This window comes from Afifella aestuarii (genome assembly GCF_004023665.1).
Lineage (GTDB): Bacteria > Pseudomonadota > Alphaproteobacteria > Rhizobiales > Afifellaceae > Afifella > Afifella aestuarii.
The window spans coordinates 1,145,174-1,160,303 of sequence record NZ_SAUF01000001.1 but is presented as its reverse complement, the minus strand read 5'-3'; the positions used below and the strand labels follow the sequence as shown (position 1 = coordinate 1,160,303).

At 60.3% G+C, this 15,130-nt stretch carries 13 protein-coding genes; all 13 read right to left on the bottom strand.

Annotated elements, in window-relative coordinates; genetic code table 11:
- Position 1: 1 nt before the first annotated feature.
- On the bottom strand, positions 2-2,317 hold the full coding sequence (locus tag EO094_RS05380) for a hypothetical protein (protein ID WP_128291224.1): 2,316 nt from the start codon (positions 2,315-2,317) through the stop codon (positions 2-4).
- Between the two features lie 311 nt (positions 2,318-2,628).
- Complete coding sequence (locus tag EO094_RS05375) at positions 2,629-3,909, bottom strand: flagellar motor protein MotB (protein ID WP_128291223.1); 1,281 nt, start codon at positions 3,907-3,909, stop codon at positions 2,629-2,631.
- Positions 3,902-4,339 (bottom strand): hypothetical protein, encoded by a 438-nt coding sequence (locus EO094_RS05370; protein WP_128291222.1) that lies wholly within the window; start codon positions 4,337-4,339, stop codon positions 3,902-3,904. The genes EO094_RS05375 and EO094_RS05370 overlap by 8 nt, the downstream gene beginning before the upstream one ends.
- A 233-nt stretch (positions 4,340-4,572) precedes the next feature.
- Positions 4,573-6,225, bottom strand: coding sequence for a flagellar basal-body MS-ring/collar protein FliF (fliF, locus tag EO094_RS05365; protein WP_128291221.1), 1,653 nt, complete (start codon positions 6,223-6,225; stop codon positions 4,573-4,575).
- 187 nt (positions 6,226-6,412) lie between these two features.
- Positions 6,413-7,696, bottom strand: coding sequence for a flagellin N-terminal helical domain-containing protein (locus EO094_RS18845; RefSeq protein ID WP_128291220.1), 1,284 nt, complete (start codon positions 7,694-7,696; stop codon positions 6,413-6,415).
- Positions 7,697-7,998: 302 nt separating this feature from the next.
- Entirely contained in the window at positions 7,999-9,693 is a 1,695-nt protein-coding gene (locus EO094_RS05355; protein ID WP_128291219.1) for a methyl-accepting chemotaxis protein, read from the bottom strand.
- A 163-nt stretch (positions 9,694-9,856) separates the two neighbouring features.
- Positions 9,857-10,636 (bottom strand): flagellar type III secretion system pore protein FliP, encoded by a 780-nt coding sequence (fliP, locus tag EO094_RS05350; RefSeq protein WP_128291218.1) that lies wholly within the window; start codon positions 10,634-10,636, stop codon positions 9,857-9,859.
- Between the two features lie 38 nt (positions 10,637-10,674).
- The gene (locus EO094_RS05345) at positions 10,675-11,193 is read right to left on the bottom strand and encodes a flagellar basal body-associated FliL family protein (protein ID WP_246008366.1); all 519 of its coding nucleotides are present in this window, start codon (positions 11,191-11,193) and stop codon (positions 10,675-10,677) included.
- On the bottom strand, positions 11,193-11,903 hold the full coding sequence (gene flgH, locus EO094_RS05340; RefSeq protein WP_128291217.1) for a flagellar basal body L-ring protein FlgH: 711 nt from the start codon (positions 11,901-11,903) through the stop codon (positions 11,193-11,195). The genes EO094_RS05345 and flgH overlap by 1 nt, the downstream gene beginning before the upstream one ends.
- The gene (locus tag EO094_RS05335) at positions 11,900-12,565 is read right to left on the bottom strand and encodes a MotE family protein (RefSeq protein WP_128291216.1); all 666 of its coding nucleotides are present in this window, start codon (positions 12,563-12,565) and stop codon (positions 11,900-11,902) included. The genes flgH and EO094_RS05335 overlap by 4 nt, the downstream gene beginning before the upstream one ends.
- Positions 12,566-12,630: 65 nt before the next feature.
- Positions 12,631-13,800, bottom strand: a complete 1,170-nt coding sequence (gene flgI / locus EO094_RS05330) for a flagellar basal body P-ring protein FlgI (RefSeq protein WP_128291215.1) — start codon at positions 13,798-13,800, stop codon at positions 12,631-12,633.
- Entirely contained in the window at positions 13,797-14,327 is a 531-nt protein-coding gene (flgA, locus tag EO094_RS05325) for a flagellar basal body P-ring formation chaperone FlgA (protein WP_128291214.1), read from the bottom strand. Before flgA ends, flgI begins: the two co-directional genes overlap by 4 nt.
- Positions 14,328-14,335: 8 nt before the next feature.
- The gene (gene flgG / locus EO094_RS05320) at positions 14,336-15,124 is read right to left on the bottom strand and encodes a flagellar basal-body rod protein FlgG (protein ID WP_128291213.1); all 789 of its coding nucleotides are present in this window, start codon (positions 15,122-15,124) and stop codon (positions 14,336-14,338) included.
- Positions 15,125-15,130 lie beyond the last annotated feature (6 nt).

Here is a 15,130-nt window from a genome sequence, read left to right as displayed (position 1 = left end):
TTCATTGGGCTCCCCCGAGCAGTTCATCGGCCGCCTCAACCGCCTGTTGGGCGCGCGCGATGGTGGGATTTGTCTGTGAAAATTCATCTTTCAATTCAGCAGCTTGCGGCGATGCGGCGGCGCTCGCCGGGTTCGCGTCCGCAGCGCTTTCGTCCGCCGGGCGATCGGCGGCCACATCCGTCAGTGTGACCTGAGGTGCCCTACGAATGCTGTCGGCAATCCCCAAAACCACGTCGAGAAGATCCCGGTCCGCCTCCTCCAAAAGGTTGCGATCGATCTTCTTGAGAGCCGCACTCGCGCCGTCGAACGTCTCCACCCCAACGACAGACACAGCCGCCCGATAGAGATGCGCCTGCTCCTTGGCGGTGTCGCTGAGATCCGTCATCGCCAGGACCCTGTCCGCCGCAAAGCGCGCAATCGGTGCCTTCGCCTGCACGACGGCCGCGCGCGCGATGATCAGATAAAGTTCCTGACGCGCCGCCGGCTCCATGTCGCTCAAGATGTCGTCAAGCCTCGGTAATTCCTCAGGATTATCGACGAACTTCATGCGCGTGAGCGCCGTCGCGAAACGCTGCCGGAAGTTGCCCGCATAGACAGAATGACGGAAGCGCTGCAGATACTGACGCGACAGGAGCGCGAATTTCTCCACCTGCTGAAGCTCCGCCACAACGAGAATCTCGCGCCGCAAAGCCGCTTCTTCGGCCAGCGTGCCCGGCGCCAGCAAACGCGCTTCGTCAAGGAGTGCGGCTGCCCGCATGGGATCTTCCGACACGACGAGAGCCGCTTGAGCGATGGCGACCTGGCTTCCCGTCGAGGTGAAGTTCCGCGCCTTCACCTCCGCCAGAGCTTCCTTCGCAGCCTGCGCCCGCCCTTCTGCATAGGCAAGCGCGCCTCGCATCAATTGCTCATCGACGGCCGGCAGAGGTTCAGAGCGCAGAATGTCCCGCAGCACGGCGGGCCTTCCGCCGCTCAGCACGTAGCCGACAAGAGACACCGCATTGCGTGGATCCTGCCAGGTCTCCGGCGCCGCCTTACGGAACTCGACTTCGATGCGATCGAGGACCTGGCGCTGTTCGGCCAGAGCCTCCGTCGATCCTTGAGCAATCCGATCCTGCACACTTTGCAGGTCGCGGAACAGCGCTGCAGCATCGAGCCCGGGACGCGGGGCAATCGGCAAGGGCTCGACCTTCTCCGCGGCCTTACCATCACCATCACCTCCGGCCGGCACTGACTCGTCATCCCCCGCACCTTGTTCAGTTTCGCTGCCCGCATGCGCATCGTCCGCAGCATGTTTATCGGCACCACTTTCGGTCTCATCATCAGCGTGGTCGCTGCTCTGGCCGTCATCAATACCTTCAGAGCTCCGGCCGGCCTCCGCCTTGACGCCGTCTTCAACATGCGTCTCCTCAGATGCACGCTCGTCGTCGCTCACTTCCGCTTGCTGGAGAGCTTTATGACCATTGTCGGCCTCGTGCGCGTCGGCATGTGCGTCATCGTGCGGAGCGATGTCCGTATGAGCGCCCTCATTCGTCGCCGGCGCATGGGATGTTTCGACAGCAGGCACCACCTCATTCGGCTGCGCTCCGGTCTGGACCGTCGAGGCATCACCGACGACGTGGGGACCACCATGGTCCGTCCCCTCCTCAGGATCGACGCTCGCACCGTGGTTTTCATCCGCTCCATCCTGTGGGACAGACGACTTCTCACCCCCGACGCTGGTTTCATATGTCTGTTCAGACGTGTGTCGGTCGGCCGATCTAGCAGACCTTCCACCAACTTCAGTGTGAGCGCCTTCGGCAATTTCGTGCCCGCCAGCAACCTCGGCACTGCCATCGTCCGGCCTCTGAGAGAACGGGTCTACCGTAGAGCCGGCTGAGCCCAAGACGGACGCTGGAGCGCCATCCTCACCAGCACCGGAACCCTCGGCCACCCCAGCTTCCGTGGGAGCCGATCCGTCACCATCAGCGCCAGGGGCCGCGAGCATTTCACCGTCCATCGCGTCCTTTGGAACGATGGGGGTCGGCTCTTCGCTCTGGGGTACAGACTCCTCATCACCCGCAGGCTCGACATCGGCAGACGCGGCGTTCTGCTCGGCAACATCGTTGGCAGCAACATTATCACCCTGCCCGGTTTCAGCTTGCATCGCCTCATCACGTGCCCCCTTACCTCGGGCATCCGATACGCTTGCCGCTAGAGGTTCCTCCGTGGGCTCGGAAGACACAGCCACTCCCGGAAGTTCCTGAACGTTTTCAGCGTCGATATCCGCCGTAGCACCAGCGTTTTGAGCGACATCGGCTTTGTCCTCTTCAGAGACCATTGGCCGTGCACGCGGAAGCCGGGGTGCGGACGCAGGGGTGCGCCGGCGTGCCTTCGTAGGCTGGTCACTCGTCTCAGGCTCGACTTCGGTATCTAAGTTCGGTGCAGGCGTAGGCGGCACTTCTTCACGCCCAAAGAGCCTAAGGCCCCGAGAGAAAAAAGAAGCGCGGCCGCCCTGATCCGTTGATGACGGAAGATCAAGGACGCGCGCGGGACGCAAACGGTCTGAACCTGTCTGTGCGAACACGGCGTTCGGCACGGCCACGATAAGAAGCGACAGCGCCACGACGATCCTGAGCCTCATGACGCACATCATGCCGGCTCCTTAAGCAGGATCTCGATACGACGGTTTTCAGCCGCATTCGGATCTTCAGGATTCTTGAGGTTGCGGTCGGCAAAACCTTCGATCGCGCGAATGCGCGTTTCCGGAAGACGTCCTCTCGTCAGCATATAATACGCCATATGGGCACGGGCCGTGGACAGGCGCCAATTGTCGTAGGTCGGAGAACGAAAGGGCCGTCCGTCCGTATAGCCCCGAACGATGATATCTCCTGGACGATCAACCAGGAGCTCCGAGACGCTTTCCATCGCAACGACGACGACGGGTTTCGGAATCGCCGAACCAATTTCGAACATGGAGAAGTCCATTTCGTCCGTAAGGCTGATCAGAATGCCCTCGGGGGTCGCCTGCACGCTGATGTTTGGTGCATCGAGTTCCCCGAGCTTTTTCTTGAGCTCTGCTTGAAGCTGCGCTTCCATCTGGGCTGCCTCGACCCTCTCGGCCTGGCTCACGCCCTTGGCAGCACCAGGCACCACCTGGGGAAAGAGCACAGGCTGATCATAGGAAGCGTCTGCAATATCTTTATCGCTCGCCGCAGTGGCATCCAGCCGCCGATCGCTTGGTCTTTCGGCAATCTTCTTAACGTCCCCAGGCTTCTTGGTCTTCGACTGAGAAGCTGGTTGCATCTGCCAGTAAACGGGGTCGAACGGATCACGATAAACTTCGCCGCCCGTCACACCGACGATTCCCGTCTCGCCGACAGGCGCTTCCATCGTCGCCGGATCGGCCGGCGGAACTTCATCGGCAAGCTCAGCCAGGACGAGATAGGGATCGCTGAAGGCCGCCTGTTCAGCAGTCATCGTTGCATCGGGTGCAGGACGGTCGATTGGAGGCGAGTTGCCCTCGGCACCTCCAGCGCTCTCTCCTCGAGCTTCCTCGTGAGTAGAGGCGTCACGTTTAGCTTCTTCATCCTGACCGTGGCCGCCTTCGAGCGGGCCTGGGGTGCCACGCTCCGCGCCGTCGCCGGAGCGTCTGCTTTCGCTATCGCCTTCACCAATCTCCTCCGGGTTGTTAAGGCCCTTCCGATCGGTGATGCTGGCCGAAAGTTTCACCGGATTGAAATAGTTAGCAATCGACTTTTTCACTTCCTCATCGGTGACGTTGATCAGCCACATGATCAAAAAGAAGGCCATCATCGCCGTCATAAAGTCGGCATGCGCAACCTTCCACGCGCTCGAATGAGACTCGTGCTCTTCGTCCTCGTAGCGCTTGATGATGATAAGTTCTTGATGGTCTTTGGCGTCGTCAGACATTTTCGGCCTCACTGATCGCCCGCGACACGCGCTCGCGCCAGGCTTGCAACTGCGTCTCGATGATGGTGGGGCCGGCGGTCACCCGCACATCCGGCCCCCCACCCACCCTGAAACCGATCCCGCTGGCCATCTCGCCCAGACGAGTTTTCACCGCCTCGAGAAGATCCTCCGGCCCCACCACTTCGAGGACCGGCTCGTCCTCACGGCTTCTCATGTCGATGATCATGTCTGACAGCTCGGCGACGGCCTTCTGGGCGATTGCAGCACCGACCAGGGGGACCAGAATGGCGGCCACAGCTTCACTGAGGCTTGCATCGAGTTCGCTGAACGCATTGCCGATGCTTTCGGCAATCTTTTCTGCTTCCTCAGCCACCCAACCGGCGCGCTTTTCTTCGAGCTCTGCCGCGAAACTGGCGCGTATCTCCTCCAAGGCTGTCTCTTTTTCGCGTCGGCCGGCCGCAAGCCCTCCCGCGAACCCAGCGTCTCTCGCTGCCGCCAAGGCCTTCTCAGGATCCTCTTTCGGTGGTTTGACAGCGAAAATACTAGCCAGGGTCGGTTCGACACGCGGCGTTTCCGCTGGAAACTCTGGGAGAACCTTGCGCAAGTTGCGGCCTGCCTCAGGCTCATCGAAGTCGGGCAGAAGGCGGACAAGAGCATGCATCATCATGCTCCTTCCACGCGCATCCACTGCCGCAGGATCGTCGCCGCCTGCTCTTCGTCAAAGTCGATAATCTGCTCGAGACGTTTCTGCGGTGTGCGGTTCTTTTTGCTGGTCAGATCTTCGATCAGGTTGACCTGTTCCGGAGGCGCCAGTCCTGCGACATGACCATCGGCCATGTCAGCTTCATCCGGGCCAGGCAGCATACCGGCAGCCATCTCACCTTCGATCGCGACTGCACCGGCTTCCAGCTGCTGACTACGACCAAGGACAGTCTTCAGCGTCGGACGAAGGCCGAACCAGATCAGCAATATGGCCATGACCAGGATAGTGCCGGCATTGATAAGCGTACCGCTTTGACGCATCAGCACTTCGCCCATCGAAGGACCAGGCACTGGCTCGAGGTCGTTACCGCCATCGGCGAACATGACCGAAGAGACCTTGAGCTGATCGCCGCGTTCTTTGTCGAAGCCTGTGGCCGACTGGACGAGCTGCTCGATCTCCATGAGCCGCGTTTCGATCGGCATCACGTCGGGCTGCCCCTCATCGGCCTGCAGCCGCGCTTGGTTGACGAGAACGGCGATGGACAAGTTCTCCACCTCGTAGCCGTCATGAACAGTGTCGACTTTCTTGGAAGAAATCTCGAAATTGGTCAGCTCTTCGCGCCGCTCGTTCTCTTCGTTGGAGCTATTGCCGCCGCCGGCCGCCATCTGCGCGACTGGGATGTTCTGCTGCACGGTCGCAGCGGAATCGGTCGTGCTGTTTTGGCTGGTGCCGGCTTCCTTCACGACGCGCACGGAGCGCTCCACGCGGGATTCCGGATCATAGATGACTTCGCTCACCTGCTTCCGGTCAGTGTTGAGACGAGTGGAAACGCTGATCTGGAAGTTGTCGTAGCCGAGATAAGGCGTCAGCGTACGCCGGATCTTCTCTTCCAGCTCACGGTCGACTCGCCGCTTGAGATCGTCCATGAGGCCGCCACCAGAGGCGGAAGGATCGTCCCCCGAGACAAGGACAACCCCCTCGGTATTGAGGACGGTAACGTTGTTCGTGTCCATGCCCGGCAGGGAGGCGGCAACGAGATGACGGATAGCGTTGGCGGCCGTCGCATCATCGGGAAGCCGCGTACGGATAACAACCGAGGCTGAGGCCTTCTGCTGGTCGCGACGGAACGAGGCGCGATCGGGCAGCACGATGTGGACGCGCGCAGCCTTGATTCCGTCCATCGTCTGGATGGTGCGCGCAAGCTCGCCTTCGAGGGCGCGCACACGCGTGACATCCTGCATGAAAGAGGTGAGGCCGAAGGAGCCGAGCTCGTTGAAAAGCTCATAGCCGGAATGGGTGCTCTGGGGCAGGCCCTTCTCGGCGAGAAGCATCCGGGCACGGGCCGTGTCGGCGTGACCGACCAGCACTGACGTGCCATCGGGAGCGACGTCGAAGCCAATTCCGTTGTCTTTCAGGACCGATCCAAGTTGGCCGACATCTTCGCGGCTGAGACCACTATAGAGGATCTCTCGTTCTGGCTTGCTCAGGTAGAAGGCCCCGAGACCGATCGCCAGGAGCACGGTCGCGCCCACAATTCCCAGGGCAGCAAGCCGCCGGCCGCCGAGCCCAGCGAGATTGGCCCACAGCTTATCCATCTGCTCGCGCGCGTTCATCAAGTCTCCCCACGCCATACAGTCTTGCATTGCGTCTCATGGGGATTTGACGTGATAAGCTTGCCTCAGCGTTGCATACGAAAAAAGCCACGCTCCTTTCGGAGCGTGGCTCTCTTGGTCCGCCTGCACGGGGGAGGAGCGTGAGGCGAAACCTTGGAAGGTTCTTACCTCGCTATCTTCACCTCGCTTAACGGAAGAGCGACAGGATGTTCTGGCTCGAGGAGTTGGCGATGCTGAGCGACTGCACAGCCAGCTGCTGCTGGGTCTGGAGAGCCTTCAGTTTCGTGGATTCCTCTTCCATGTCCGCGTCGACCAGGGCACCAACGCCCGTGTCGATCGTGCTCATCAGGGTCTTCACGAACTCCGTCTGCATGTCGATGCGGGTCTGAACCGTACCGAGAGAAGACGCAGCCGAGGTCACCTGACCAAGCGCCTCGTCGACGACCTTCATGAAGTTCTGCACTTCGGTGCCAGAAGCCGACGAGATGTCGATCGTGGCAACGGAGGCAGCACCAGCCGCAGCCGCCGAAGTCGTCACGTCGGTGGCCGACAGGCCGAGCGAAGCGACAGTGATACCGGTCGCGCCGGCAGTCGTGGCACCGGAGATGCTGAAGTCATCGGTAGACGAGAACTCAACCTGGTCGGAGCCGTCCAGAACCACGTCGATGCCCTCAATACCGGCATCCTTCAGGGCCTGAGTGTAGACCGCCGCAAGATCGGCATTCGAGCGGATCGAGGTGTCAGACAGGCCGGCATCCGCCAGGGTCTGCTGAGTGATCTCGACCGTCTTGGCCGGAGCGCCGTTCTGCGACACGCTGAAGCTGATCTTGTCATCCGCCGCAGCAAAGGCCACCGCAGCCGTCTCGACGCTTGCCGCCTGACCCGAGTTAGAGGTGTAGGTGTTCAGGTCGATCGTCTTGTCGAGGATACCGAACTGAGCGGTACCATCGCCATAAAGACGGGTGTTGGTGATATCGACGTCGATGGTGCCAATCGCAAGCTTGTTGTTGGCATCACGCGACAGCGACGACACGATCTCCTTGTTGAAGGCCGTGCTGGAGCCCGTGCTCAGCCAGTTCTGGCCGGAGAACGACGCGGATTCCGCGATCGTCTTCAGCTGGTCCTGGTAAGCCGAAATCTGCTCCTGAACCTTCGCCCGGTCGACACCTTCGCCCGTCGCAGCACCAAGGCTCGCCTTGATTTTGGTCAGGACTTCTTCAGCCTTGGAGAGGCCAGTATAAGCCGCATCGACAGTGGCCGAGCCCATGCCAAGAGCGTCCTTCACGGCCGACATGGCCTGATTGTCGGAGCGCATGGTCGTGGCGATGGACCAGTAGGCGGCGTTGTCGGAAGCGGTATTCACCCGCAGGCCGGTGGAAACCCGGTTGTTCGTCTCGTCCAGGTTGGAGTTGATCGAACGCAGGGTCTGCAGGGCGACCATTGCGGAGGTGTTGGTGATAAGGCTAGACATAATTGATGTCCCTTCAGACTAAGTGTCAGAGATATTGATGGGGACATGCCGGGCTTTCACCGGCATGGCAGGGCGGCATCATGCCTTTGGTGGGACGGAGCACTCGGCTTCCGTAACTGCTGCCCGTGTCGAGCAACCAACCTGCCATGCATGAAGGGATAGCAGCGCAAGCTTGCGTGAAGCTTGCAGACATGCCGGTTTTTCGGACGGCTGCGCAAAAATTCTCTGGTCGCGCTGGTTCTCAAAACAAAAACGGCGGGGAAGCCCCCGCCGCAGAGCGTCAAAAAAGGGCTGTCGCGACCTCAGGCGGCACGCACCGTTGCCAGGAAGCTCTGCACTTCCTGCTTGAGGCGATGGCTCTCCTGAGACAGAGAGCGCGCCGAAGCCAGAACCTGCGAAGAGGCAGCACCCGTCGCGCCTGCACCCTCCTGCACATCGAGGATATTGGTCGCAACCTGCGCCGTGCCATGCGCCGCTTCTTGGATGTTCTCGGCGATCTCGCGAGTCGCCTCATACTGCTGCTCCGCGGCATCGGCGACCGCCGCAGATATTTCAGACATGCGTGCAATGGTCTCCGTGATGGAACGGATCGAACTCTCCGCCTCATCGGTCGCCTGCTGCATGGAGGTGATCTGGCCGACGATTTCTTCAGTCGCCTTCGCCGTCTGGGCTGCGAGTGTCTTCACTTCCATCGCCACGACTGCGAAGCCCTTGCCGGCATCGCCGGCGCGGGCTGCCTCTATGGTCGCATTGAGCGCAAGCAGATTGGTCTGCTCGGCAATCGCCGTGATCAAGTTCACGACCGCACCCACGCGACGGGCCGCGTCGGCGAGATCGACGACCCGGCGATTGGCGCTGCCGGCCTGTTCGACCGCTTCACCAGCGATCTTGGCACTCTCCTGAACGCGGCGGCTGATCTCTCCAACCGAGGCACCAAGTTCCTCTGACGCAGACGCCACGGACTGGACGTTGGACGAAGTCTGACCGGAGATGCTGACAACCGTGCTCGACAGGTTTTCGGTGCGTTCCGCCGTTTCTGTCATCGAGCCAGCGGCCGCTTCAAGTTCCGTTGCCGCAGACGACACGCCCTCGGTGACCTCGCCGACCGCATTTTCGAACATATCCGCCAGGCGCTGCATTTCCTGGCGTCGCTCCGCCTCAGCCTGGCGCGACTTGTTTTCGCGCTCTTCCGCTTCGAGCCGCGCCTTCTCTATGGCCTTCTGCTTGAACACCTCGACGGCACGAGCGATCTCGCCGACCTCGTCACCGCGATCGAGCCCGGGCAGAACAATCTCGAAATTGCCACCGGCGAGTTCGTTCATGGCCGCGGTCGTGGCATGCATTGCCTGTGAGATACGTCTGGCAACGAAACCGCAAATTGCCGCCACGACGAGGAGCACGAGGCCGCCAATCATGAGAACGGTCTTCGCCGTTGCCCATGTCTGCGTGCGCAAATCATCAATGTAGACGCCGGTACCGATTACCCAGCCCCAGGGAGCGAACTCGTCGACATAGGAGAGCTTGGGCTGCGGCTCTGCTGAGCCGGGTTTGGGCCATTCATAGCGAACAAAGCCCCTGCCTTCTTTGGCCACCAGATCGAGCATCTCAACGAAGAGGTGCTTGCCGGAGGGATCCGTGATCGAGGTCAGATCCGTGCCATTGAGCTCCGGCTTGATCGGATGCATCACCATGCGGGCGTTGCGATCCTTGATCCAGAAATACTCATTGTCACCATAACGTAGCGCCCCGATACGGCGAGCGGCATCCGCCTGAGCGTCTTGAAGCGAGCGAGCGCCAGTCGCGACCGTGGCCTCTTCTTCCTTGGCTATGTCGAGTGCAAGCTCTGTCAGATGCGAAAGCTCGCGGCTCTTTTGATCTTCGAGCGCATGACCCAGCTCAAGCAGCTGGAAACCCGAGATGGCGGAAAAGCCTATAAAGCCGACAGCAAGGACCGCATAAATCTTATGTCCAAGCCTAAGACGAAGCCCTTTTTTCATTGAGTGTGCCCCCTATTGACGTTGCGTCAGCACACAAGGCTTCAGTCAGCTTGCACCGGGCTTGCGTCAGACTTCCACTGACGTTCACGGAAGCGTCAGATCGGTTTGATCGAAGTCGCGGTTAATTTTCTGAGCATTTCGAAACGACTTCGATGTCTAAAGGTCAGAAGAACGAACGAACCAGCCCTCCGACCAACAGATTCCAGCCGTCGATCAGAACGAAAAACAGGATCTTAAAGGGCAAAGCGATGACCGCCGGCGGCATCATCATCATGCCCATGGACATGACGAGCGTGGCGACGATCATGTCGATCACCAAGAATGGCAGAACGATCAAGAAACCGATTTCAAAGCCACGCCGTAGCTCAGAGATCATGAAAGCGGGAATGAGAACACGCAACGGCACGGATTCCGCTTGTGTCGCGTCCGCTCCCGTCTCCGGAAGCGCCAGCTCCGCCCCCTCTTCCGCCCCAGGCTTGCTAGCGGACAGATCGGCGAAAAGTTGAAGATCTTTCGGTCGGACCTGCGTCAGCATGAAATCGTGGAATGGATCGGTGATCCGTTCGAACGCTTCTTGTTCGGTGATTTCATTGTTTGTGAGCGGCTGAAGGCCCTCGGTCCAGGCCCGATCGAGAGTCGGCCCCATCACATAGAAGGTCATGAACAGCGACAGGCTGATCAAGACGAGATTGCCTGGCGTGCCCTGCAGGCCTAGGCCGGAGCGCAGAAACGACAGAGCGATGATGAAGCGCGTGAAGCTCGTCACCATGATGAGGAGGCCCGGCGCAATCGAGAGCACTGTCAAAATAGCGACGAGCTGCACGATGCGGCCGGTCGCCGCCGCATCGCCAGAAGGGATGAGGCTCTCCAGGTCGGGTACTTGTGCATGGGCCGCAACCCCCAGGAAGGGCACCAGCAAAAGAGCGAAGAACAAGCGCTTCATCGAAACTGTCTCACAAGGCGGAAAACCGCCATTGGTGTTTATTGAACGACCATCGTCTCGATGATCAGCTCACTCACCTTACCGTCGGTCCTTACGGCGGCACGATCGTTGAGATCATCGCGTAAGTGCTGCAATGCACTCGGGCCTTGGAGCTGCGACAGAGGCATGGTCCGCACAAGGGCCATGATGTCCTCGCGGATCTCCCCGGCTGTGACTTCGGGATTTTCAAGAGCGCCGTTTGGAAACACGATCGCGGTCTCGAGGCGAATCCAGACATCCGCAGGATCGGCCACGTTCACGACGACCGGACCGACCGGCTGCAACACCATGTCTCCGGAATAGAGCAGCTGCGGCTCGTCTTCCGGCTTGTCCTTGAGCTTCTCGGCAACCGTCGCTTCGATAGCGCCAGCCAGATAGATCCCTAGGCCCCCGCCAGCTCCGCCGGCAAGCAGCGTCACAGCAAGCACGCCAAGAAGGCCCATCAGGAAGGAGCCCTTTTTCTTGGGCGCCACCTCCTCACCGACATCGTCGGCCAAAGCCATGGATGCGTCGCTCATCAGAAAGGCACCACTTTGTCGTAAATCCGCTGGCCCCAGGCCGGCTGCTGCATGTCGGAAATTCGGCCGCGGCCGCCATAGGAGATGCGTGCCTCCGCGATCTTGTCATAGGAGACAGAATTATCCGTGGAGATGTCGGAAAGTCTGACGATGCCGGCGATGTTGAGCACGCGGACCTCGTTGTTGACTTTCACCTCCTGTGAACCGCTGATCATCAGATTGCCGTTCGGCAATTCCTCGGTGACCAGCGCTGCGATCGACAAACGCAGCTTTTCCGAGCGATCGATTGAACCCTCACCCTTGGTCGACGTCTTTGACGCAACATTGAGACCACCGGAGGCCTCACCGGATTCATTTTCGACGTTGAAGCCGCCGAAGCCGAGAAATCCGCCAAAGCTCAGATCGGACTTCGAATCTCGCGACCGGTCACTTTGGTTGTCAAATTGGGCCTTGTCGTTGATCTGAATATTGACCGTGATGACATCGCCCACCTGCCGTGCCTTACGATCAGTGAAGAGGACTTGTTTTTTTCCACTCCAAAGCGACTGGAACGTCTTCGGCTCCGGCTCGACGAAACTGACGGGCAGAGGCTGGCGGTTCACAACGATCCCCTCGCCCACCGGGCTTAGCTCGGGACCGGTGATGATGTTGTCACGTGCAGCGCAGCCGCCCATGACGAGCAGCACCGCGATTGTGCAGATCTTTTTCATCCCGGATTTTTCGCCTCATCACTCGCTCTTGCGAGCCCTGCCATTGTAGTCGTGAGCTGCGCCGCCTTGATTGGCTCCATCTCGTTCAAGATCGCGCTCGCGCTGCGAGGCTTGAGCTTGACCAATATCGCGGCCGCAGCGGCCGGCGCCATCACAGCCATCTGCTGAGACGCTGCATCGGGGCGCATTTGCGTGAATATCGCGACGACGCTTTCCTCAGCCTTGCGTAGGAAGTCCTCGCGGCGTTTCAGCCATTCCTCATATTCCGCACGCTTCTTTTCGAGAGCTTCGATACGTCCATTGACGTCTTCCTCGAGCTTCTTCAGAGCAGCGACCTGGCGCGCATAGCGCGCATCCGTGGCCTCGTCGGTGATGTTGCTGCAATACTGCCGCGCATTTTCAGACTGCACAGCTGCCGTGGTCTGCGCAGGCGCAGGGTCCGGCTCAGTCTGTAGAACGGAAGCCGCATTGGCATCCCCCGCGACCGCCCCGGTCGCAGGTGGTTCCGCATCCAACGGAATGGGCAGGACGTTGGCTATATCCTGCGCCTGTTGCGCAGCGTCCGACATCTGCGCCTTGGCGAAAGCAGGAACCAAAATCAAGGCGCTCGTTGCCAGCAGACAGGCAATCGACTTACGCAATTCTCGGACAGGCGTGCTCATCTTCGGCTGCCTTTCTCCAGATTTTTCTCAAGGGCCGGGTCCGGCTGGGTGCCCGACAATCTGTGCTACTGGACGATGAGTTCGCCCTGAAGCGCACCAGAAGTTTTGATCGCTTGAAGGATCGCGATGATATCGCTCGGTTTCAGCCCGATCTGGTTGAGCCCATGCACCAGAGTCTTCAGATCGGTCCCGCCGATGATGGCGAGATGACCTTCCTCTTCGGTGGCGTCGACCTGGGTCAACGGCGTCACTACCGTCTGTCCGTCGCTGAAGGGCTCCGGCTGCGATACCTGAGGCATCTCGGTAACCCGCACAGTGAGATTGCCATGAGTCAGGGCAACCTGTGAGATCTGAACATTGGAGCCGATGACGACCGTGCCGGTGCGCTGATCGACGACGACGCGCGCGGGGGTATCCGGAGCAACTCGCAGCTGCCCGATCGCGGCCATGAAGCGAGCAGAGGTGACGCCAGCGGGCCTGCGGACGGCGACACTCCTCAAATCGCGTTCGACGGCTAACGGGCGCCCGAATTGACGGCTCGTATAGGCATTGACCGCATCGGCCATCATCGCAGCGGTCTTAAAGTCCGGATTGTTGAGCACGAGAACGAGCTCGCCGAGGTCTTCCATCGAGCCCGGAACTTCACGCTCCACGATCGCTCCGTTCGGAATCCGACCGACCGTCGGAACACCCTGCGTCACAGTCTCAGCCTCTCCGCCCACGCTGATGCCGGAGACCGCAACAGGCCCCTGTGCGACGGCGTAAACCTCACCATCGCCGGCTGAGAGTGGCGTCATCAACAAGGTACCGCCTTTAAGTGAGGTTGCATCACCAATAGACGCGACGTTCACGTCGATCTCACCACCGCGCCCAGCGAAGGCTGGCAGATTGGCGGTCACGGTCACACCGGCGACGTTGCGCGCACGAAGGGCCGCGCCGCTCACATTGATGCCAAGACGATCGAGCATCGATTCCAGTGCCTGGCCGGTGAAGGGCGAATTGCGCATGGAATCGCCCGTGCCTTGCAGGCCGATGACAAGGCCGTAGCCAATCAGCTGGTTCTCCCGCACGCCTTGAACCGTAGTGATGTCCTTGATGCGGGCTCCGGAGGACGGATCGATACCAGCAATCTGATTGGGATCGCCGATCGGCACATTTCCGACGAGATCTGCAGCCCAGACTGTGTCGGCGGCAACGAGCGCCACAGCGCAAAGGACGGCGGCAAGCCTTTTCATTGTCCCACCTTCACGCTTCCGTCCGCCTGGACGACACCGGCAATCACCTGGCCGGAATCGACATTGCGGACGCGAATGACATCTCCGAGAGAGCCTGCTTCGAGAGCGAGCACGCCTGCCGTCATCGACAGCCCACCGGATTGATAGACCGCCCGCGTGAGCGAGCCGCGTGCGATGATTTCCGGCTCCTCCACCGCGTTGGACGGGATGAGCCGTTCCGGCACGAGAGTACGGCGCGCCACTTTGCCGACGAGGGCGTCGATATTGTCGACCACCGGATATCGCGAACGCGTATTCGGCAGAAAGTTCATCTCCTTCAGCATGTCCCGATCGATCACGTCGCCCGGATAAACGGTGACGGAGGGAACAGGCAGGAGATCGTAGGGCTGAGCCTGCTGTTGAGCGGCAGCCGAAACGCTCGCCGCGAACACAAACGCGCAGGCAGCGAGAATGCGCCGGGCGGAAACGGCACGCGCGAGCGCGTTCGTTGCCTTACGCCGAAGGCCGATGAAGTTCCTCCCCATCATCGGCTTGCTCAGCGAATGCCCTTGGAGACCGTGCCCGACATGTCGTCGGCTGCCTGGATCACCTTGGAGTTCATCTCATAGGCACGCTGGGCCGCGATCAGTTCCGTTATCTCTTTCACCGGATCAACGTTGGAACCTTCAAGATATCCCTGATTGATCTTGCCAAATCCCGGGTCGGTCGCAACGCCGGTGGTCGGCTGACCCGAAGCGGTCGTCTCGCGGTAGAGATTGCTGCCGAGAGGCTCAAGCCCAGCATCATTTGCGAAATTGACGAGCGTCAGCTGACCCAGAAGCTGCGGATCGGCCTGTCCTGCGACAGTCGCGTAGACTTCGCCAGACTCGTTCACGGTGATATCGACTGTATCAGCAGGAAAAGTCATGGCCGGCTCGACGGTGTAACCGTCGATCGTCACGAGCTCGCCGTTCGGACCTTTGTTGAAGGAGCCGGCACGCGTGTAAAGCGTCTCGCCTGCCGGGTTGGTAATCTGAAACCAGCCGCCGCCGTTGATGGCGAGATCCAGCGGATTACCGGTCTGGCCGAGCGGACCCTGAATATGGAGATTCCGCACACCGATCGTACGCGTACCAAGCCCGATACGGGTACCTTCCGGAACGGGATTGCCACCGCCCGCATTGGGAACGCCCGCAGTCCGCTCCGTCTGGTAGAGAAGATCGGAGAATTCGGCGCGGGCGCGCTTGAAGGAGGTGGTGTTGATGTTGGCGACGTTGTTGGCGATGACTTCGACATTCATCTGCTGAGCAGCCATGCCGGTCGCTGCGATTGCGAGCGCTCTCATCTCAAT